This is a genomic window from Trinickia sp. NRRL B-1857 (assembly GCF_050470685.1).
Taxonomy (GTDB): Bacteria; Pseudomonadota; Gammaproteobacteria; order Burkholderiales; family Burkholderiaceae; genus Trinickia.
Genome location: NZ_JBFLUK010000011.1, coordinates 1066884 through 1090320 on the forward strand (window position 1 = coordinate 1066884; position 23437 = coordinate 1090320).

At 63.7% G+C, this 23437-nt stretch carries 6 protein-coding genes; 4 read left to right on the plus strand and 2 right to left on the minus strand.

Annotated features, from left to right (window positions below):
• Window positions 1-55 precede the first annotated feature (55 nt).
• The 4 genes from pabB (at window position 56) to AB1286_RS25710 (ending at window position 21139) form a co-directional block, all read left to right on the plus strand.
• Entirely contained in the window at window positions 56-1555 is a 1500-nt protein-coding gene (pabB, locus tag AB1286_RS25695; protein WP_430366051.1) for an aminodeoxychorismate synthase component I, read from the plus strand.
• A 103-nt stretch (window positions 1556-1658) separates the two neighbouring features.
• A complete protein-coding gene (locus tag AB1286_RS25700) occupies window positions 1659-18632 on the plus strand; it encodes an amino acid adenylation domain-containing protein (protein ID WP_430366052.1) in 16974 nt (5657 codons plus the stop codon).
• A 57-nt stretch (window positions 18633-18689) separates the two neighbouring features.
• Complete coding sequence (locus AB1286_RS25705) at window positions 18690-19904, plus strand: cupin-like domain-containing protein (protein ID WP_430366053.1); 1215 nt, start codon at window positions 18690-18692, stop codon at window positions 19902-19904.
• The gene (locus tag AB1286_RS25710; protein WP_430366054.1) at window positions 19901-21139 is read left to right on the plus strand and encodes an MFS transporter; all 1239 of its coding nucleotides are present in this window, start codon (window positions 19901-19903) and stop codon (window positions 21137-21139) included. The genes AB1286_RS25705 and AB1286_RS25710 overlap by 4 nt, the downstream gene beginning before the upstream one ends.
• Here the strand turns inward: AB1286_RS25710 and AB1286_RS25715 are convergent.
• Together AB1286_RS25715 and AB1286_RS25720 are read right to left on the minus strand one after the other, a co-directional pair.
• Window positions 21056-22288: an alpha-hydroxy-acid oxidizing protein gene (locus AB1286_RS25715; protein ID WP_430366055.1), complete on the minus strand. Its 1233-nt coding sequence runs from the start codon at window positions 22286-22288 to the stop codon at window positions 21056-21058. The genes AB1286_RS25710 and AB1286_RS25715 overlap by 84 nt on opposite strands.
• A gap of 55 nt (window positions 22289-22343) precedes the next feature.
• Entirely contained in the window at window positions 22344-23399 is a 1056-nt protein-coding gene (locus AB1286_RS25720; protein ID WP_430366056.1) for a HoxN/HupN/NixA family nickel/cobalt transporter, read from the minus strand.
• Window positions 23400-23437: the final 38 nt, after the last annotated feature.

The following is a 23437-nucleotide window of genomic DNA, read 5'->3' on the forward strand; positions in this document are numbered from 1 at the left end:
GTGCGCACGCCTATCCAACAGGCGACGGATACATCCTTTGTCTGGGAGATCCACGATGAACGGTTTTGAACTCGAAGTGATGCAGATCCCCGGCCACGCCGATGCGGCGGCGCTGTTCGAGCGCGTTTTCGCGCCGGGCGGCGCCTCGTTTTTATTCGAGAGCAGCCTGGTCGTCCCCGGCTTCTCGCGCTTTACGTTCATGGGCGACGCACACGGACGATATGGCGAGCGCATCACATACGACGTGCCGACTCGCACGGCGACCGTGCATGCCCAGGGTGGCGCGCGCGCCGAACGCGTCGAGAGCATCTTCGATTTTCTGGAGGGCCGGCTCGCGCAGCGGACCTTGACCTGTCCGACGCCACTGCCGTTCGGCTTCGATCTCGGGTATGCCGGGGTATTCGGTTACGAGGTCAAGGCAGAGACGATCGGCGCTCACCCGCATCGCTCCACGGTGGCAGACGCTGCCTTCCTATTCGCCACGCGCATGCTCGTCATCGATCACATCGCCGACGAAACCTATTTGCTCCACCTCGTTCATGACGAGGTCTCTCGTGGGGAGGCGCAAGCCTGGTTCGCGTCGGTGCGTGCAACGATGGCGGCGCTGGCTACCGCGAGCGCAAACGGGACGGCAGAAAACGTGGCACCAAACGCGACATCAAACACGGCACCTCGCCGCAAATTGTCGCTCGGCGACGTGCAAGCGTGGATCGCGGCGCATGCCGAGATTCGGCACTCGCGCGATACCTACGTCGACAAGATCGGCGAGGCCTTGGGCGAAATCGTGCGCGGCGAAAGCTACGAAATCTGCCTTACGAACGCGATCACGTTCGAGTTCCGCGAGCCGCCGTTTTCCCTTTACCGCACGATGCGCGCGCTCTCGCCGGCTCCGCACGCAGCGTATTTCAACGCAGGCGAATTCGCGCTGGTCAGCGCTTCGCCCGAGCGCTTCCTGTCCGTCGATCGGCAGCGAGTGGCAGAGGCGAAGCCGATCAAGGGGACGCGCCCGCGCGGACATACTCCCGACGAAGATGCGGCCATCGTACAGCAACTGAGGACGAGCGAAAAAGACCGGGCGGAAAACCTGATGATCGTCGATTTGCTGCGCAACGATCTCGGACAAGTCTGCGAAATGGGCTCCGTCTACGTGCCTAAGCTCTTCGACGTCGAAACGTACTCGCACGTCCACCAACTCGTCTCGACCGTGCGCGGTACGTTGAAACCCGGAGTCTCCTCCGTCGATTGCATTCGCGCGACATTTCCCGGCGGTTCGATGACCGGCGCGCCGAAGAAGCGAACGATGGAAATCATCGATCGGCTGGAACAGGGCGCACGCGGCATCTATTCCGGGGCGCTCGGCTGGTTCGGGACGTCCGGCGCCTGCGATTTCAGCATCGTGATCCGCTCGGTAACGATCAGCGGCGGTACGGCGCATCTCGGAGTCGGCGGTGCCATCACCGCATTGTCCGACCCGAATGAAGAATTCGACGAGACGATGGTCAAAGCGCGCGGGATCGTCGAAGCGGTCCAGCACGTCCGGGCCGGCGTGGCCTAAGCACCGGCTCCCGTCGCTTCCCGCCGTTTCGGCCGAACTACATTCCAAATGCAAGCGCCGCGCTTTGCGTCGAGCGCTTAAAGCATTCGTACGAGGGACAGGCATGATTCGCAGCCCATGGCTTTCAGAGGCTTTTCCGTTGACGACGGCGCAGCGTGAAATCTGGCTAGACCAACTCGTGCACGGCGATGCACCGGTCTACAAGATCGGCGGCTATACGGAAATCGAGGGATCGGTCGACCCGGCGCAATTCGAGCGCGCGGTCAATCTGCTGATCGAGAAGCACGATGTGCTGCGTACGGTTTTGGTGCCGTCTCCCGACGAGGAGGGGATGCCGCGGCAAGCGATCGTGAAAACGATGGCGGTGATCGTCCCTGTGCGCGATTTTTCAACGAGCGCGGATCCGCGCGCCGAGGCCTGCGCCTGGGCGGAACGGCAACTGAAAACGCCGTTCCCGCTGGATGCCGACGAGCCGCTTTATCGATTCGAATTGCTGAAGCTAAGCAATGCAAACTATTTCTTTACGCTGAACTTTCATCATTTGATCGTCGATGGGTGGGCGATTGGCCTACTCGTCGATTCCCTGTGCCGCATCTATTCGGCGTTGGTCGAGGGCTTGGCGGTTCCCTTGGTTGCCCCCTCATATATCGAATTCGTCGAGCGCGATCGCGGCTACCGCACATCGCCGCAGTTCGAACGGCAGCGCGCGTACTGGTTGGACAAGTATCGGTCGGTACCGGATCCGCTGTTCGCGCGACGCGCGCACGAACCATCCGAGGGTGGCACATCGCCGAGCGGACACCATGCGGTGAAAGTGCCGCGCGCCTTTTTCGACCGTATCGTCGCATTCGCGCGCGAGTGCGGATCCACACCGTTGCAGGTCATGCTAGCCGCGCTACAGATCTACTATGCGCGGACGAAGCAACGAGATGAGATCGTCGTCGGCATCCCCGTTCTGAATCGCCCGAACGCTCGCCTGAAAGAAACCGCCGGGATGTGCGTCGGCGTCAGCGCGATACGTTTGTCGTTCGACGGCAGTGCGTCGTTCGAGGCCTTGCTGCACTCGATCGGGCGTACGCTCAAGCAGGATTATCGATATCAAGGCTTTCCGCTGAGCGAGCTCAATCGGGCCGTGGAGCTATGGAAGTCACAGCGCGTACAGATTTTCGATGTATCGGTGTCGTACGAGCGCGACAACTACGACTTGCGTTTCGCGGCGGGCCGCGCCCGAATCCGCATGTTGTCGAGCGGCTATGAGCAGATGCCGCTCATGCTCCATATTCGCGACAACCCCTACGACGATTGCGCGTGGATTCACTTCATGTACAACGTCGCCTGGTTCGACGCCGCGGAGATCGACGCAACGGCCGAGCGTTTGTTGGGGTTGCTGGAGCAAGCGCTCGCGCAGCCGACTCGGCCGGTTGCGCAGCTTGCGGTGACCACGCCGGCAGAGCGGCGCATGCTCGCGCAATGGAGTGAAGCGAAAGCGACATTCACCGCAACCGAAACCCTCCACGAACGCTTTGAGCGAATCGCCGAGCGGATGCCGAACGCCGTGGCGCTGACGTTCGGCGATGACTCGCTGACCTACGCCGCGCTCAACGATCGCGCGAATCGGCTCGCACGGCGCTTGATCGGTCTGGGCGTGAAGGCCGACGACCGCGTGGCAATCTGCGCCGAACGCGGCATCGAGATGATCGTCGGCTTGCTGGCGATCTTGAAAGCGGGCGGCGCTTACGTGCCGCTCGACCCGGCTTATCCGCCGGAACGCCTCGCCTGGACGCTCGAGGACTGCGCACCTGTTGCGGTTCTGGTGCATGGCTCCACGCACGAGCACCTTCGGCAGGCCCCAGTTGCCGTACCGATACTCGACCTAGACGACCCGCATGATGACGAAAGCTCGGCTATACAGGCCGGCAATCCGCAAGCGATGGGCGTTGACTCGTCTCGGCTCGCTTACATCATCTATACGTCCGGTTCTACGGGCCGACCCAAGGGTGTCATGGTCGAGCATCGGAACGTGACGCGTCTTTTCGATGCCACGCGCGCCTGGTTCCGATTCGACGACCGCGACGTATGGGCATTGTTTCATTCGTTCGCATTCGATTTCTCGGTCTGGGAAATTTGGGGGGCGCTGCTGCACGGCGGGCGATTGGTCGTCGTCCCGTACTTGACGAGCCGATCTCCCACGGACTGTTACGCCTTGCTGTGCGAGGAGGCCGTGACGGTGCTCAACCAGACGCCGTCCGCCTTCCGGCAATTGATCGCGGCGCAAGGCGAACATCCGTGTGCGCATTCTTTGCGGACGGTGGTTTTCGGCGGGGAAGCACTTGAACTGTCGATGCTGACGCCGTGGTTCGAGCGCGCGATCAACGCCGATACGCAACTCGTCAATATGTACGGCATCACGGAGACGACCGTTCATGTGACATATCGCCCGATCGACCCAAGCGACGTACGAATCGATCAGCGCAATAAGGCCAATTCTGTCGGCATACCGATCCCCGATCTGGAAGTTCATGTCCTCGACGCGGGCATGCAGCCGGTTCCGATCGGCGTCGAAGGGGAGCTCTATGTCGGAGGGGCGGGCGTGGCGCGGGGCTACCTCAATCGTCGCGAACTCACCGAGGCTCGATTCGTACGGCATCCGTTCGACTCAGGCGCGCGCCTCTATCGCAGCGGCGACGTGGGACGCTGGCTACCCGACGGGACGCTCGAGTACTTGGGCCGTAACGACGACCAAGTGAAAGTGCGTGGCTTTCGCATCGAGCTGGGCGAAATCGAAGCGGTATTGGCACAAGCCGAAGGCGTGCGCGAAGCCATCGTCGTCGCGCGCGAGGATAGTACGGGCGACAAGCGGCTCGTTGCGTATTACATCGGTGAACGCCGCGACGCTCAAACGCTGCGCGAGCACGTGCATTCCCGATTGCCGGAACACATGGTGCCGGGCGCATATGTCTACCTCGAGCATTTCCCGCTCACGCCGAACGGGAAGCTCGATCGTCGCGCATTGCCGGAACCCTCCGGATCGACGCACCGATCGACCGAGTACGAAGCGCCGCGCGGCGAACGGGAGCAGGCGCTCGCGCGGATATGGTCGGAGGTTCTGCGCGTAGCCCGCGTGGGTCGGCACGATCATTTCTTCGAACTTGGCGGGCATTCGCTACTGGCCGTCAAATTGATCGAGCGGATGCGGCGGGAGGGCTTGAAGGCGGACGTCAAAGTGCTGTTCAGTCAGCCGACGCTGGCCGCATTGGCTGCCGCCGTCGCGCCGGAAAACGAGGACGAGGTGCCCGATAACCGCATTCCCGACGCCTGCGGACGGATCACGCCCGATATGCTGCCGCTCTTGACGTTGGAGCAATCGGCGATCGACACGATTGCGGCTCGGGTACCCGGCGGTTACGCCAACATACAGGACATCTATCCGCTCGCACCGCTTCAGCAAGGCATCCTATATCACCATCTCTCGGCACGCGAGGGCGATCCCTACCTCATCCAAGTGCTGCTCGGCGTCGATTCCAAGGTCCGGCTCGATGCGTTGATCGCGGCGTTGCGCGAAGTTGTCGCGCGCCACGACGTCTTGCGGACCGTCGTCTTGTGGGAAGGACTCGACGAACCGGTGCAGGTCGTGCTTCGGCATGCGCACCTGCAAGCCGAGGAAGTCGCGTTTGCAAGCGGAGACGAACACGGCGAACCCGTCCGCGAGCAGTTGAAGGCACGTTTCGATCCGCGCCGGATTCGGCTGGACGTCAGGCGCGCACCGTTGATGAAAATCGCTTACGCGCGCGACACGGACAGCGACGCTTGGTATGCGGTGTTGCTGTTCCACCATTTGATCGACGATGCGACCTCGCTCCGATTGATGCGTCGAGAGATCGCGCGGATTATGCTCGGCAACGGACAGGCGCTAGCGCCGCAGCTTGCCTATCGCCGCTACGTGGCGCAGACGCGAAAGCGATCCGACGACGAATTCCATGCGGCGTTTTTCCGGGACATGTTGGCGGACGTCGTCGAACCGACGCTGCCGTTCGGCATTGCCGACGTGCGCGGCGACGGCCGCGACGTGCGAGAGGCGAAGCTCGCGCTGTCGCAGGCATCGAGCGAGCGCGTGCGGCGCCATGCGAAGACGCTCGGCGTGAGTGTCGCAAGCCTTCACCATCTCGCTTGGGCGCGTGTGGTCGGCGTGCTATCCGGGCGAGACGATGTGGTGTTCGGCACCGTTCTCATGGGGCGCCTGCTCTCGGGTGGAGACGTCGAGCGCGCCATGGGGATGTTTATCAATACGTTGCCGGTGCGCGTGGATCTCGGCTCCGTGCCGGTGCGCGACGCCGCGGTGGCCGTCCATGCGCGCTTGAGCGCGCTGCTTGCCCACGAGCATGCGCCGCTGGCGCTCGCGCAACGGTGCAGCGGCGTCTGCGCGCCCGCGCCGCTCTTCGGCGCATTGCTCAACTTCAGGCACGGCGAGGCCGAGTCGGACGATCCGAGCGCACGGCTCGATTGGGACGGCATCGACATTCTCGATTTCGTGGAGCGCACGAACTATCCGCTCACGATGTCGATCGACGATCTGGGGGATGCCTTCTCAGTGACGGTGCAAGCCGTCGAGGGTATCGATGCTGCCCGCGTATGCGGCTATGTTTCGCAGACGTTGGACAGTCTTTGCGACGCACTGGATACGTCGCCGAATATGCCGGCGCATGGGCTCTCCATTGTGCCGTCGAATGAGCGACAGACGCTGCTCGAAGCGTTCAACGCGACAGCCGTCCCGTATCCGAAAGGCGAGACGGTGCACGGGTTGTTCGAGGACCAAGCGGTACGGACGCCCGATGCCATTGCCATCCGCTATGAAGGGCAAGATTTCAGCTATCGGGTGCTCGACCAGCGGGCCAACGCGCTCGCGCATCGGCTTGTCCAGGCCGGCGTGGTTCCGGGCGACCGCGTTGCGATCGGCGTCGAGCGTAGCGCCGAAATGGTGGTCGGGCTTCTGGCCATCCTGAAAGCGGGTGCGGCTTATGTACCGCTGGATCCGGCTTACCCCGAATCGCGGCTGAAGTACATGCTCGAAGATAGCGCGCCTGCCGTGCTACTGACTCATAGCAGAACCGTGAACATCTTCAAAGGCGCGAGCGTGCCGGCACTCGACATCGGCCGCTTCGGTCTACCCGATTTTCCGCCATCGATGTCGGTGACAACGGCGCCGGTCCTTGCCGGCGTCGACGCGCATCGTCTTGCCTACATCATCTATACGTCGGGATCGACGGGACGCCCCAAAGGCGTGATGAACGAACATCATGCCGTGGTCAATCGGCTGCGGTGGATGCAAGCGGCGCTCGATACCCAAGCGGGCGACGTCGTATTGCAAAAGACGCCGTTCAGCTTCGACGTCTCGGTCTGGGAGTTCTTCCTGCCGTTGATGGCCGGCGCGAAGTTGGTGCTGGCCCGAGCCGAGGGCCACAAGGATCCGGCCTATCTGTGCGATCTCATCGAGCAGGAACGAGTGACGACCGCGCATTTCGTCCCGTCGATGCTGCAAGCGTTCCTTGAAACGGCGCAGGCCTCGCGCTGCGCGAGCCTCGCTCACGTCGTGTGTAGCGGGGAAGCGCTGCCGGGGACGTTGCTACGGCAATTCCATGCGGCGCTGCCCGCAAGCAAGCTGCACAACCTGTATGGGCCCACGGAGGCAGCCGTCGACGTAACGGCGTGGGTATCCAACGGTCAAGCGCACGACACCACGAGCGTCGAGCGCCCGCCGATCGGCCACCCGATCAGCAATACCCGAATCTACATCCTCGATGCGCACGGTCAGCCCGTGCCGCTCGGCATCGCGGGCGAGATTCATATCGGCGGCGTGCAGGTCGCGCGCGGGTATTGGAATCGCCCCGATCTGACAGCCGAGAAGTTCGTGGACGATCCGTTTGCGCAGACAGCGGCGGCGCGAATGTATCGGACCGGCGATCTCGGGCGATGGTTGCCCGACGGCAGCATCGACTATCTGGGCCGCAACGACGATCAAGTCAAAATTCGTGGATTCCGTATCGAACTCGGCGAGATCCAAACGCGGCTGGCCGAGATCGAAGGCGTGCGGGAAGCGGTCGTCGTGGCGGGCGGCGAGAAACGGCTCGTCGCCTACGTGACAGGCGCGGCACCGAGTGCCGAGGTCATCCGCGCGTCGCTCGCCGAGCGCCTGCCCGAGTATATGGTGCCGTCAGCCTATGTCCTGCTCGATGCGCTGCCCTTGACGCCGAACGGCAAGCTTGACCGCAAGGCGCTGCCGGCGCCCGACCGGGCCGCTTATCGACAAGTGCGATATGAGCCGCCGCTGGAAGGCAAGGAGCAAGTACTGGCGGCGATTTGGACTTCATTGCTCAATCTCGAACGAATCGGTCGGCACGACAACTTCTTCGAACTGGGCGGCCATTCCTTGCTGCTGATCGCGTTGATCGAGCGTATGCGGCGCGTAGGTCTGCATGCCGACGTTCGGTTGCTGTTTTCGGCGCCGACGCTTGCCGAGCTCGCCGAGCGCGTCACGTCGGGCCGGCTTAGCCCGGCGATTCCGCCGAACTTGATTTCGCCGGGTGCGGCGCGCATCACGCCGGCCATGCTCACGCTCGTGGATCTGCCGCAAGCGGCGATCGATTCGATCGTGGCGGGCGTCCCCGGCGGCGCTGCGAACATTCAGGACATCTATCCGCTCGCCCCGCTACAGGAGGGTATTCTCTACCACCATTTGTCGACGACGACCGGCGACCCCTATCTGCTCTACGGTATGTTCGCGTTCGAGCGCCGTGCGTTGCTCGACGATTTCATCGCGGCGCTCGAACGCGTCGTAGCGCGACACGATGTATTGCGGACCGGCGTGGTATGGGAGGGGCTCGAGACGCCGGTGCAAGTGGTATGGCGCCACGCTGCGCTGAAGGTGGATGAGATTAGATTCTCGCCGTCCGAAGACGATGCTGCGGCGGCTTTGCGGCTGCGGTTCGATCCGCGGCATACGCGGCTCGACGTGCGGCAGCCTCCTTTGCTGCGGTTGGTTTTCGCGCAAGATAGCGGCGGGCAACGGTGGACGGCGATGCTGCTGTTTCACCACTTGGCGCTCGATCATGCGGCGTTGGCGGTCGTGCAAGACGAGATCCGCGCCCATCTATCCGACCCATTGGCGCAACTGCCGCAGGCCGTGCCTTACCGCGAATATGTGGCGCAGGCGAAGCTCGGCGTTACCCGGTCCGAGCATGAAGCCTTCTTCACGCAAATGCTCGGCGACGTGGGCGAGCCCACGCTTCCCTACGGTCGCGGCGAGGTGCGGGGCGATGGGAGCAGGGTCGCGGAACATAGCGTGGCAGTGTCGTCTTCGCTCGTTGCACGTTTGCGTACCACGGCACGCACGCTGGACGTGAGCACGGCCGGCTTGGTGCATGCCGCGTGGGGGCGTGTGCTGTCGGTATTGAGCGGCGTCGCGGACGCCGTCGTATTCGGGACCGTGTTGTTCGGGCGCTTTCAAAGCGCGAGCGAAGCCGGTCGCTCGGTTGGACTCTTCATCAATACATTGCCGTTGCGCGTCGATGCGGGGACCGTAGATGTCCGAACCGCGGTCAAGACGACGGCGTATCGGCTTGCAGGGCTACTTGCGCACGAACATGCCTCGCTTGCGCTCGCGCAGCGTTGCAGCGGCGTGAGCGCACCCTCGCCGCTCTTCGGCGCGCTGCTGAACTACCGGCATAGCGATGCGCCGGTAGCGTCCGGGACCGCGGGCACGATGCTACCCGGCATCACGATGATCGATGCGCACGAGCGGACGAATTACCCGCTCGTCTTGTCGGTGGACGATTGGGGCGATGCGTTGTCTTTGACGGTGCAAGCCGTCGACGGCATCGAACCCGCACGCGTCGCGGGGTACGTGCTGACCGCACTCGAAAGTTTGTGCGATGCCCTTGAGCATGCGCCGCAAACGCCGATGCGCGCGTTGACAATCGTGCCCGCCAACGAGCGGCGCGAATTGCTCCTCGAGTTCAACGCCACCGCCACGGATTATCCGCCGCACGAGACGGTCCATGCGTTATTCGCGCGCACCGCGGCTCGCGCGCCGGACGCAGTGGCGATCGAGTACGAGAGTCGCGAGTACCGCTATCGCGAGTTGGATCGGGCAGCCGATGCGCTTGCGCGACACCTTATCGAACGCGGCGTAGTACCCGACGCGCGCGTGGCGATTTGCATCGAGCGCAGCCCGGCGATGATCGTTGCGCTCCTGGCCGTCATGAAGGCGGGCGGCGCTTACGTGCCGATGGATCCGAGCTATCCTCCTGCGCGCCTGCGCTACATGGTGGAGGATAGCCGTCCCGTCGTACTGCTCGTGCACGCGCCTACGTCGCATCTCTTCGATGCCATGCCGGTGCAGACGATCGAGGTCGGCGATGGGGGCTTGCCGGAATCGGTCTCGCCGTGCGAGCCGTGTGCGTTGCCCGGACCGGCGGCCCATGATCTGGCTTATGTGATCTATACATCGGGTTCGACCGGACAACCGAAAGGGGTCATGGTCGAGCATCGGCAATTGCTCAATCTCGTGCATTGGCACATCGATACGTTCGCTTTGACGCCGGGCGATCGCACTGCTGCCATGGCCGGCGTCGGGTTCGACGCAGCCGCATGGGAGATCTGGCCCACGCTATGCAGCGGGGGCACGCTGCTGCTGCCGCCTGTCGCCACGGCGGGCGACCCGCAGAGACTGCTCGACTGGTGGTGCCGTCAGCGTATCGACGTCGGCTTCTTGGTGACGCCGCTGGCCGAGCTGGCTTATGCGACAGGCCGCGCCAATCGGTGGGTCCGGACCTTGCTGATCGGCGGCGAGCGACTGAAGCGGCCGCTCGAAGGGCTCCAGCCGGGGCAAGTGCTCGTCAACAATTACGGCCCGACCGAGGCCACGGTCGTCGCGACTTCGAGCGCATTGAGCGCCGGCGACTCGGGTACGAAGATCGGTCGTCCGATCGCGAATGCGTGCATCTATATCTTGGATGCCGATGGCGAACCTGTGCCGATCGGCGTGGCCGGCGAAATCCATATCGGCGGGGGACAAGTCGCGCGTGGTTACCTCGACCGCGCGGAACTCAGTGCCGCGAAGTTCGTCGCCGATCCCTTCGTCGACAGCCCCGCCGCCAGGATGTATCGAACGGGCGACCTCGGCCGCTGGCTGCCGAGCGGCGAGATCGAATATCTCGGTCGCAACGACGAGCAAGTCAAGATTCGCGGTTTCCGGGTCGAACTGGGCGAAATCGAAGCGGTGCTCAGTCAGGTGGACGGTGTGCGAGAAGCCGCCGTCGTCGTGCGCGACGACGTGCCCGGCGAGCCGCGGATCGTCGCTTACTACATCGGCGAGGCGGAGCGGGCGCGAACGCTTAGCGAGATCGTCTCGCGCGCGTTGCCGCGGCATATGGTGTCCGCCGCGTTCATGCCGTTGGCCGCGCTGCCGTTCACGGCCAACGGTAAGCTCGACCGCAAAGCGCTGCCCGCGCCCGAGACAAGCGACGCGGGCGCGCAGACGTTCGTGGCCCCCGAGACTGGCTTGGAGCAGACGCTGGCGGCGATATGGCAAGCCACGCTGGGCGTTGAGCGCGTCGGCCGATTCGACAATTTCTTCGAACTCGGCGGCCACTCGCTGCTTGCCGTTTCGCTGATCGACCGGCTCCGCCGCGCGGGACTGAACACTGACGTTCGCACGTTATTCGCCGCGCCTACGCTCGCTGCGCTGGCCCAAGATATCGAGTCGGGACAAAGCGGGCGAAGCAGCCAAGAGGCTTTGATCACGCCGCCGAATTCGATCCCCGAGGGCGTGCAACGCATTACCCCCGACATGTTGACGCTCGTGACGCTGACCGAACGAGACATCGATGCGATCGTCGCCGGCGTACCGGGCGGAGCACGGAACGTTCAGGACATCTACCCGTTATTGCCGCTGCAAGAGGGCGTTCTCTACCATCACTTGACGGCGGACGAGGGCGAGGCCTACTTGTTGCGCGCTCGCTTAACATTCGACGATCGGGCGGCGATCGAGCGCTTCTCGGGTGCGCTGCAAGCTGTCATCGACCGCCACGACGTGCTCAGAACCGCGATCGCATGGGAGGGGTTGAGCGAACCGGTGCAGGTCGTGTATCGGCAGGCAAGGTTGCCCGTCCATGAAGTGTCGTTGGAGCCGGGCGATGGCGACCTGCACGCTCAGCTTGCGGAGCGTGTCGATCCGCAGCGGTATCGGCTGGATCTCGGCGTCGCGCCGCCTATCCAATTGCATATCGCGCACGACGCGCTTCGCGGCCGCTGGGTGGCGGTCCTATTGTTCCACCACATCGCACTGGATCATGCCGGCGTCGAGGTCCTGTTGAACGAGGTTCAGGCCCATTTGCTGGGGCGGGGGCAGTCGCTCGCATTGCCCACGCCTTTCCGCGAGTATGTGGCACGCGCGCGCCTCGATGCGCAAGAGAACGATCATGAGGCGTTCTTCAGAAAGATGCTCTCCGACGTCGATGAACCGACGTTGCCTTACGGTCTCGTCAATGTGAGCAACGGCGGCGAGCCGATCTCCCAGGCGCGGCATCGTCTAAGCGGCGAGTTATCGGATCGCTTGCGTCAAGCGTCGCGCCGGCTTGGGATCAGTGCAGCCAGCGTGTTTCATCTTGCGTGGGCGCGCGTGTTGGGGCAGTTGTCGGGACGCGAAGATGTCGTGTTCGGCACGGTGCTGCTCGGGCGCTGGCAAGCCAACGCAGACGTAGACCGTGCGCTGGGACTGTTCATCAATACGCTGCCGATTCGAATCAGGACGGAGGCAAGCGGCGTACGTGACGCTCTGCAACTGACGCATCGCGCGCTGTCCGACCTGCTCGGCCACGAGTATGCCTCGCTTGCGCTCGCTCAGCGGTGTAGCGGCGTGGCGTCGCCGATGCCGCTATTCAGCGCGTTGCTGAATTTCCGGCATAGTGCCGGGCGAGACGATGCGACGCGCATGGATCGCCACGCGTGGGACGGCATCGACATCCTCGATGGCGAGGAGCGCACCAACTATCCCTGCGCATTGAGCGTCGACGATCTTGGCGATGCCTTCGAGTTGACCGCCCAGATCGCCGGGGGCCATGAGGCGATGCGTCTATGCGGTTACGTCGAGCAAGTGCTGCGGCGACTCGCTGACGTGCTCGACGCTAGGCCCGATACGTCGATGGGGGAACTGTCGATCCTTTCCGACGAAGAACGCACGGAACTGCTGATCGGTTGGAATGCAACGGAGCGTGCGTTCCCGGGCGACGAGGCGGTGCACGCCGTGTTCGAGCGTATTGCCGTGCGCCAACCTGACGCCCCGGCCGTCGTCGATGGCGAAGCAACCTTGACCTATGCGCAACTGAATCGACGTGCGGACCAGCTCGCGAATACGCTGATCGGCTTGGGCACGCGCCCCGGGGAGCGCATGGCGCTACTGCTCGATCGATCGGCTGCTTTGATCGTGGCGCAACTGGCGGTGCTCAAGTGCGGGGCGACGTACGTGCCGCTCGATCGCAACGCGCCGGTGCAGCGCCAGGGTTATATGCTCAGCGATTGCGGTGCGACCCGCGTGCTCACGCAGGCGGGTTTTGCTGTGCCCGAACAAGCCGGGATCGAGCGCGTCGACCTCGATCGTATTGCCGATGCCGAACCACAAGACGGCGATGCGGCGCATCTCGAGCCGGCGCACGGACAAGCGCGAGCACCGGCCTACATCATGTACACGTCGGGTTCCACCGGGCAACCTAAAGGGGTTGTTATCCCCCATCGGGGCATCAATCGCCTGGCGGTGAACAACGGGTACGCGGCGTTCGATGCGAGCGACCGGATCGCTTTCACGTCGAACCCGGCATTCGATGCCAGCACGATGGAGGTATGGGGTGCGCTGCTCAACGGCGCATGCCTCGTCATCGTGCCGCATGAGACCTTGCTGTCGCCTCAAGATTTGGCGGCGTTGTTGCACGCTCGACGCGTCACCGCGCTCCATCTCGTCGCGGGATTGCTGAGTGCGTATGTCGATGCACTGGCCACGGTATTTCCGACCCTGCGCTACTTGTTGACCGGGGGTGACGCGGCCGACGTGCGCTCGATTCAGCGCATTTTGCGCGATAGTCCGCCCGCGCGCTTGATTCACTGCTACGGGCCGACCGAATCGACGACGTTTGCCACCACTTACGCGCTACGCGCAGAGGATGCCGGCGATTCGATCGTGCCGATCGGCAGGCCGATCTCGAACACGCGCGTCTACCTGCTGGATACCTCGGGCTGCCCTGTGCCGGTCGGTGTTGCCGGGGAAATTTATATCGGCGGCGACGGTGTGGCCCTCGGGTACTTGAATCGCGACGACCTGACGGCCGAGCGTTTCGTACCCGATCCGTTCTCGCCGGTTGCGAATGCTCGGATGTATCGTACCGGCGACTTGGGGCGATACCGGGCGGACGGCAATATCGAGTACCTCGGGCGCAACGATGCGCAAGTGAAAATCCGAGGCTTTCGCGTCGAGCCCGGCGAGGTGCAGGCGCAGTTGGCGCAGCGCGGGCTTGGCGATGCAATCGTCGTCGCGCACACGGACGCGGCCGGCGAAAAACGTCTCGTGGCCTACTACGTGGGCGATACGTGCGATGTCGAGGCGCTTACGATCGACCTACGGGCGAGCCTGCCCGACTACATGGTCCCGTCGGCATTCGTCGCACTCGATCGGATGCCGGTAACGCTCAACGGGAAGGTCGATCGCCGCGCGCTGCCGGCTCCGCGTTTCGATGCAGATCGAGGCGTTGCTTATGAGGCGCCTGTCGGCGAAGCGGAGCAGGCGCTTGCGCAAGTCTGGTCCGACCTACTCGATGTCCCGCGCGTGGGGCGGCGCGATAACTTCTTCACGCTGGGCGGCCATTCTCTGCTCGCGGTTCGTGCGATCGGCAGGCTGCGCCGACTGTTCGGCGATGCCGCGACCTTGCGGGCGCTCTTCGAAACGGAGGATCTTGCTGCCTTCGCCGCGCGCCTGGGCACGGTGGGCGGGGACGGACCGTCGCCTCTCGGCGTCGTGCGCTCCGGGCCGCTACCGCTGTCGTTCATGCAAGAACGTCTGTGGCTCATTCAACAGCGCGACGGCGGCAATGCTTACAACATGCACGGTGCGCTTGCATTCGACGGACCGTTGTCGCTGCCGGCGCTGCGCGCCGCCGTCGATGCGCTCGTCGCCCGGCACGAGCCCTTGCGGACGCGTTTTCACTACGACGCGCAGGCCGGCATGCCGGTGCAGATCGTGGATACCCCGGAGCCCGTGCATGTCGACATCGTCGACGTCGGCGAAGACGAAGTGGCCGCTGCGCTCGCACGGCATGCCGGTGCGACATTCGATTTAGAGCATGGTTCGCCTTTCACGGTCGTCGTGCTGCGGGTTGCGCCGAGCCGGCATATCGTGTCGTTGTCGATGCATCACATCGTTTCCGACGGCTGGTCGCTAAGCGTGCTCATCGGCGATCTGCGGACGCTATACGCGACTCACCGGAGCGGTCCCGGCGCGTTTGCCGGCGCGCTGCCGCCGTTGCCGATTCAATATGCCGACTATGCAAGCCGGCAGCGACGACGCGATCTGCACCGCGAACGCGCTTATTGGAAAGCGACGTTGCAAGGCTACAGCGAGCCGACCGATATCGCTGTCGACGGCGCCGGAGGCGGCACACGGCATGGGTCGCTCGGGCAGGTGCGCCGACGCCTTCCGCCGGCGCTGGCCCGCTCGGTCTCGGATTTGAGCGGCACCTGGCGCACCGGGATATTTACGCTGTTTCTCGTGACATTGGCGATCGCCTGCAAGCGGCGTACGGGTCGAGAAGACCTGTGCATCGGCACCACGACGGCCGGGCGCGACGAGCCGGAACTCGAAACGCTCGTCGGGTTCTTCGTCAACATCTTGCCGTTGCGGTTGGATCTATCGGGCGACCCGACCGGGCTCGAATTGATCGAGCAGGCCCGCGGCGTCGTGCTCGGCGCGCTCGAGCATCAAGCGTTGCCGTTCGAGCAGATGCTCGCGCTCGTACCTGAGCTGAGGCAGCCGGATGGCGCCTCGCCGGTGCCGATCGTCCTGCGTCATCAGACCGTGCCGCCCCTCGCGCGCGACGACTGGGACGAGGGGCTAAAACTCGACGTGCTACCGCAGACGTTTGAGCGGATGGCGCAGTCTGCGCTCGATCTCGAGATCTTCGGCCAGCAGGGCGACGTCGAGCTCGTGGCGAATTTCGATAGCGCGCGCTTTGCCGCGCAGGAAGTCGAACTGCTGGTCGAGGTTTGGCTGGATCTTCTTGCGCGCCTTGCCGAGTCGCCCGATGCGCGTTTATCGACGTTGACCCAACTGACGCCCGCGGAGCATCGATTCCTCGAATGCGCACGCGGTCCGAGCCGCGAGTACGAGGGTGCCGGGATCGTCGAACTCTTTGCGCGACAGGTGGCGCGACGGCCGGACGCCCCAGCTTGCTGGTTCGAGGGCGAGCGTACGACCTATGCGCAACTCGATCGCCGGGCAGACGCAATCGCCCATACGTTACATCGACGCGGAATTGGTCCGGGCGCGCGCGTCGCACTGCATCTTCCTCGCTCGGGCGACTTTCTGGCGTCCATTCTGGCTTGCTTCAAACTGAATTGCGCCTACGTGCCGATCGACCCCGCGTATCCGCCGGCCTATACCGGGCGGATGTTGGACGACGCGCAGCCGAGCCTCGTGGTGACGACGCCCGACGTGGCTGCTTCGCATGGGCAAACAGCGGTGCCTTCGCTGGTGCTCGAAGCGCAACGGTCGGCGTGCGATACGGCACCGTTCGACATGCGCCCCGCGCGGCGCAGCGACATCGCCTATATCGCGTACACCTCGGGCTCGACCGGCGAACCGAAAGGCGTTGTCGTCGAGCACCGGCAAGTGCTCAACTGTCTGCACGCATTGTGGGAGCGAACGCCTTACGATGCCGATGAGATCGTCGGACAAAAGACGTCGATGTCCTTCGTGCCGTCGGTCAAGGAAATGCTGTCGGGCCTGCTCGCTGGGATACCGCAAGTCATACTGCCCGACATCGTGGTCAAGGATGCGCCGGCATTTGCCCAGGCCATCCTCGATCGGCACATTACGCGGCTGAATCTGGTGCCGTCGCATCTGGCCGTCCTGCTCGACTATGCGGACAAGTTGACGAGCCTTCGTCACGTCACGACGGCCGGCGAGCCTCTAAGCCGCCTCCTGCGCGAGCGCTTCGCGCGGTGTTTGCCGTGGGCCCGGTTGCATAACAACTACGGATGTAGTGAGCTCAACGACATTACCTATGCGTCGGAGTGTGCGTCGGCGTCGGCCGGCAACGCGGCCGTGATCGAGGCGGGCCGACCCATCGCGAACACCCGTGTGCAATTGCTCGACGATTCGCTTAATCCCGTCGCCGTCGGCGCCGTCGGCAAGATATTCGTCGAAGGCGCAAGCGTGGGGCCGGGTTATTGGCGACGGCCCGAGTTGACTGCCGAGCGGTTCGTCGAGCAGGGCGACGGCATACGAATGATGGGTACGGGAGATCTCGGCCGTTGGTTGCCCGACGGACAATTGCTTCACCTCGGGCGCGAGGATTTTCAAATCAAGGTGCGCGGCCAGCGCGTCGAATTGCCTGCGATCGAACATGCGTTGGGCATCCACTCCGAGGTCGCGGCTGCTGCGGCCACAGGCCGAGAGATCGACGGCGTCACGCGCCTTATCGCGTTTTGTGTGCCGCGCCCAGGCGCGCACATCGATGCGAACGCCCTGCATGATTGGCTGCTCGAGCGTTTGCCGTCCCATCTGGTGCCGAGCCGGTTCATCGAGATCGAGGCGATGCCGTGTTTGCCGAACGGCAAGCTTAACCGGCGCGCGTTGGCATCGATGGAAATCGGCGAGATCGCGACGCGGGCCGACGAAGCAGCACAAGCGGCTCAATCGCCGCAAGGACCGATCGAGTGCTTGATCGCGAGCCAATGGTGTGAGGCGCTCGGCGTTTCGCGCGTAGGACGGCACGATAACTTCTTCGCGCTCGGCGGCGACTCGTTGATGGCGGCCAAGGTCATGGCTCGCGTGAGCGAGGCCCTTCAAATCCGTCTGACGGTGCGCAGCCTCTTCGAGACGCGCACGGTGCACGCGCTAGCCAGTCTCGCCCAACGCGAACGCGCTAGGAAAGACGGCTCGCCGAGCGGCAACGAGGGAGCCGTGGCCGATGTGGATTTCGTCGCGTTCAATTCGGCGGGAAGGCAGCGCCCGCTGTTCTTGATGCATACGTTGCAGGGCTATTCGTGGTATTTCGGCCATTTGGCGGCCCATATCGACGCCGACATTCCCGTCTACGGGCTGCCGCCCACGCGCTTAGGCGTCGAGCCGCCCCGCACGATGCAGGCGATCGCGGCACGCTTCATCGGCATCATGAAATCGCTCGAGCCGAGCGGCCCTTATCGCATCGCCGGGTGGTCGTTCGGCGGACTCATCGCCTACGAGATCGCGACGCAACTGATCGCGGGCGGCGATGACGTCGAATTTCTCGGGCTATTCGATACGACGTTGCCGGCGCCCGGCACTGAAGTGGACCTGCATCGCGCAGCGGTGCTTACGCTGTACTCTTTCGCGGTGAACAACTTCACCGGCTTCGATCCCGACACGATCGGCTTCGAATCGGCATCGGGCATCGACGAACTGATTGCACGCTTGGTCGATGCGATCGAGCGCAGACGCGGGACGAGCAACCCATTGTGGCACTTGGCCTACGACAGCGCCGAGGAAAACCGTCAATTCCTCGAACGCTTGGTGACGCACGGTCTGGCGATGAACCGTTGGCGGCCGGCGCGCGTCGAGACGCACGCTACCGTTTTTGCCGCGGAAGATGCGTCGATTACGCCGCTGGAGGGGCACGCCGCATTGCCGGCGCTTCTCGGCTGGGAAGCAGTCCTCGATGCATCGAATCTCGAACGCGTGCCGGTACCGGGCAATCACGAAACGATCGTCAAGCTTCACGCCGACGTGCTCGGCCGCGCGATCGTCGAGCGTCTGGCCATCGGTAGTGTCATCGAATGAGCGTCGCACGAAATTGAACGCAAATCGAATCCAATCATTGGCGAGGAGAAAGAGACGATGATCGCAAGAGTGAGCAGCAGCGAGTTTTCGAGCAGATTCTTCGAGCAGGGGCAGCCGGCCATCATCACCGATGCGCTGGCGGACTGGCAGCTCGACACGCGGTGGACGCCCGACGCGCTCGCGCGTATGGCGACGGACAGACGCATCGTCTCGAGCCGCGCGGACGACGGCCGTTATCGATTCGCGCCGTCCGACGAAGGCGCGCAGTCGAACGTATTCGAAAACAGCGAAGTCGAATTCGGCGAGGCCGCCCGGCGGCTTCTGGATCCCGACGACGGCGATACCGTCTACGTGATGCAGCAATCGATACCGGAGAAGCTTCCCGAATTGCTCGAGCATGTCGTTGTGCCGCCGTGGATTACAGGGCAGCACCCGGCCATCAACCTATGGTTCGGCAGGCGCACGGCGACGCAACTACACTTCGATCATTCGAACAATTTCTTCGCGCAGCTATACGGTACCAAGGAATTCACGCTGTTCGCACCGGCCGATAGCGAGCATCTGTATCCCTATCATCACGACTCGGCTACGTCTCATCTGTCGTATGTCGATTTGGATGATCCAGAGCTCGACAAGCACCCACGTTTCGCGCGGGCCGTGGCGGATCGCTTTACGATGCAGCCCGGCGATCTGCTGTTCCTGCCCGCGTTTTGGTGGCATCACGTTCGTGCGCCCGGCGTTGCGGTATCGGTCAATTTCTGGTGGGCGCCGCGTTGGACGCAGATCGTCGCTTCGGACAATTCGATGCGCGCGCTGTCGAACCTATATGCCGTCGATCGCTTGAAAACGTTTCGCGAGGCCTTCCTATCGCCGGAGGGCTTGGATCTGATTTCCGGGGGCGATCGGCTCGTCGCTAGCGGCAGGACGTGGGGCGCATGCGTGCTGGCGCTGGCGGCGCTGGACGAATGGATCGGCGAGCAAGCCTTGCGAAGCGATGCCGGTGGGCCCGCCGGCTGCCGGTTAAAGGCACTTTCAGCCGAGTTACGGCAGTGCGCCGAGGACGCCTCGGTGCACGACTCGGGCGCGCCGGGGCTTAAGCCCGTACTGCACGAAGCGGCCCAGCTTGCGGACATCGTCGCGGCGCGATATGGCGACGAGGCGCTCGAGGCTCATCGTGTCGACGCATTGTTGCGAGCGATCGAACGAGAGCTTGCTTCGGTGCATCGTCCAAGCAACGCGGTGGCCGCGAGCGCGGACGGCGTCGCTTCATGAGTACATCGACGCCTGCCTCCACGCGAGCGCCGATGCGGGCGGCGTTTGGCTTCATCTTCGCCACCGCGCTGATGAACGCGGTGTCGTTCGGCGTCGTCCTACCTGTCTTGCCGAACTTGATCAAGGCATTCGTGCACGGCGATACCTCGTTGGCGGCACAGTGGAGCACCGTGTTTAGCGTGGCTTGGGGCGCGATGCAATTCGTCTGCGGGCCGGCGCTCGGCGCGCTGTCGGATCGTGTCGGGCGCCGGCCGGTGTTGTTGATCTCGCTATGCGGGCTCGCGTTCGACTTCTTTGTCATGGCGCTCGCGCCGAATCTTGTTTGGTTGTTCGTCGGCCGCGTCGTCAACGGCATCACGTCGGCCAGCTTTGCGACGGCCAATGCCTATATCGCGGACGTCACGGCGCCAGGCGATCGAGCACGCGCGTTTGGGCGGATCGGCGCCGCACTCAGTCTCGGATTTCTGGCCGGTCCCGTGATCGGTGGGGTGCTTGCGAGTATCGATCTGCGCATGCCGTTCTACGTAGCGGGTGTCGTGACCGCGCTGAACGCACTGTACGGGACGTTCGTCTTGCCCGAATCGCTCCGGCCCGAAGCTCGCGCGAAGCGGCTCGATCCGCGCGAACTCAACCCGTTCGGCGCTTTTGCACTCTTGCGCGGGCGCGGCGATCTGCTGGTCTTATGCGTGCTTGTGGCGCTATTTTCATTCGCTTGGATGGTGGGGCCGTCGATCTTCGTGCTTTACGGCGGGTATCGCTACGGTTGGGCCGCGCTAGCAGTCGGGGTAGTGATGATGGCGAGCGGCGGCATCGGTGCCTTCGTTCAAACCGTCGTCGTCGGACCGGCCGCCGCGCGCCTGGGCGAACGCGGCACGGCTTTGCTCGGCGCGGCTGCCGCGGCGATCGGCTACGCGGGCTTCGGCATGGCCTCGACCGGGTGGGCCTATCTCGCCGCGATTCCCGTGTTCGCATTGCACAACGTGTTTACTCCCGCGCTTCAGGCGTTATTGACGCGGTGCGTGGATGAGCGCGAGCAAGCGCGGTTGCAAGGCCTCGTTCAAGCGACCCAGGGTGTAGCGTCTGTCGTCGGACCGCTGGTGTTCGGGATCGTGTTTGCATGGTCGACGCAGGCGGGTAAGGCGCCGGCGTTATCAGGGGGTCCGTTCTTCTTGGCATCCGCGGTCATGATGCTCGTATCGCTCGGCTTGATCGCCATGCGTAAAGCCCCCAAATAGCGCGCCATACCCTGACGAAACGGGCCGTAGATGATGCGCACGGACGTCGGAAAGATACGCACATCCCAGCATGGCGAGCGTCCGGTCGATCTCGTCCTGAACGATTTCGAGCACGCGAAACGCACCCGCTTCGCCGCCGACAGCCAGTCCATATAGCGTGGCGCGTCCCAACAGCACGGCATCGGCACCGAGCGCGACGGCTTTGACGACATCGGATCCGCGCCGTATCCCGCTATCGAGCATAAGGGCGCCGCCCGAAGCGCAGGCGGCTTTGATCTCCGGCAGGACGTCGAGGGGAGCGACTGCATCGTCGAGTTGGCGCGCGCCATGATTGGAGACGATCACGCCGTCCGCGCCCAGTTCGATGCACCGTAACGCATCGTCCGGACGCAAGATCCCCTTGACGATCAAGCGATGCGGCCATCGATCGCGCAATCGGCTGAGATCTTCCCAAGCAAAGCTCGCATCCATCTGTCGACTCAGTAGCGCGGCACGCGCTTCGATGCCGGCACCGTTGCTCGACTCGATGTTGGCAAGCGTAGGTACGCCGCCGCTGCGCAGCAGCGCATAGGTCCAGCGCGGATGCGCCAGCGCATCGAGACACGCTTGCGGCGTGAAGCGTAAAGGCAGCGCAAAGCCGTTGCGTAGGTCGCGTTCCCGTTTGCCGTTCAATGTCACGTCGACCGTGGCGACGAGCGTGCGATAACCGGCGCTTGCGGCACGATCCACGAGGCTATCGGCCAGATCGCGATGCAGGACGTAGAGTTGATACCAGAGTTCGCCGCCTGCTTCCCCGGCCAACCGTTCGAGCGACACGTTCGATGCGGTGGACATGACGAACGGAATACCGGCGCGCCGGGCGGCCCGCGCGAGCGCAATGTCGCCGTTGGGCCAAACCAGTCCGTTCATACCGGTCGGCCCGATCAACAGCGGGGCTGCGATCGTCTGCCCGAGCAGGGTTGTCGACTGATTGCGCCGGCTCACGTCCACGAGCCGCTGTGGCAGGAATGCGAGGCGCTCGAAGGCGGCGCGATTGCGGCGCAAGCCTCGTTCGTCCTCGGCGCCCCCGTCGACGTAATCGAAGATGCGGCGCGGAAGACGGCGGCGGGCGAGGGTGCGGAACGCGTCGACGTTGATCGGGAATCGCATGGCCTCAAGAGGTTGGCCGGCGCCTCGTCGGCGCCGGCGAGTTAATCGATGTGCGTCACTTCCCGTCCCAGACTGCCAGTCTGTCGTATCCCTTGACGCGATAGACGAGTATCGAGGTCAGCCAAGCGAGGATAAAGACCCCGATGATGACGAACCCCAAGTTGTTGAAGTTCTCGTTGAGCATCCCGACCACCTCCCAGAACGCGCCTTGCAGCTTGAGGCGACCGGAAAGCAATCCGAGTGTTTCGATGCTGCCGATCAGCAAGGCCACGACGACCGATACGAGCGTGATCGTGAGGTTGTAATAGAGCTTACGGATCGGCCGTACGAACGCCCATTCGTAGGCGCCTAGCATCAATACCCCATCGGTCGTGTCGACGAGCGACATGCCTGCGGCGAACAGGACCGGAAACACGAGCACGACCCCGAGCGAGACGCCTTGCGATGCCTGGCTGGCCGATAGACTGAGCAAACTGATTTCAGTTGCCGTATCGAACCCGAGGCCGAATAAGAAGCCGAGCGGAAACATCCAGGCCGGTCGCGACACGAGACGGAACATCGGGCGGAATAGCCGTGCCAGCAGGCCACGACTATTAAGCAGCAGATCGAGATCGTCATCGCTATACGGTTGGCCGCGGCGTACGCGATCGAACGCATTCCAAACGCCGCGCAAAATGACGATGTTCATCGCGGCGATCAAGAACAGGAACAGCGCCGATACCCCCGTGGAGACCATCCCGCCCACATCTCGCCACGCCTGAGCGCGCTGCTCCAATGCCGCGGCGGCCACCGCCACGCCCGCCGCCACGAGGAGAACGACCGCCGAGTGTCCGAGCGCGAAGTACAGTCCGATCGAGACGGGCCGTTGCCCGTCTTGCATCAACTTACGCGTGACGTTGTCGATGGCGGCGATATGGTCGGCATCGACGGCGTGGCGCAGGCCGAAGCCGTACGCAAGCAATCCCGTCGACAGCAACAAAGGGTGCGCATGAAAAGCGATGAACGCCCATATCCATGCACCGACGTTAAACAGTGCAAGGAGGCAGTAAGTCGCGACGACCCGCCGGCGCAGCCCGCCGCGAGCGGCGGTCGTTTGCAAAACAATGGACATAGAGGATCCTGAGGTCTGGCTGTCCTTGCAACGGGCGC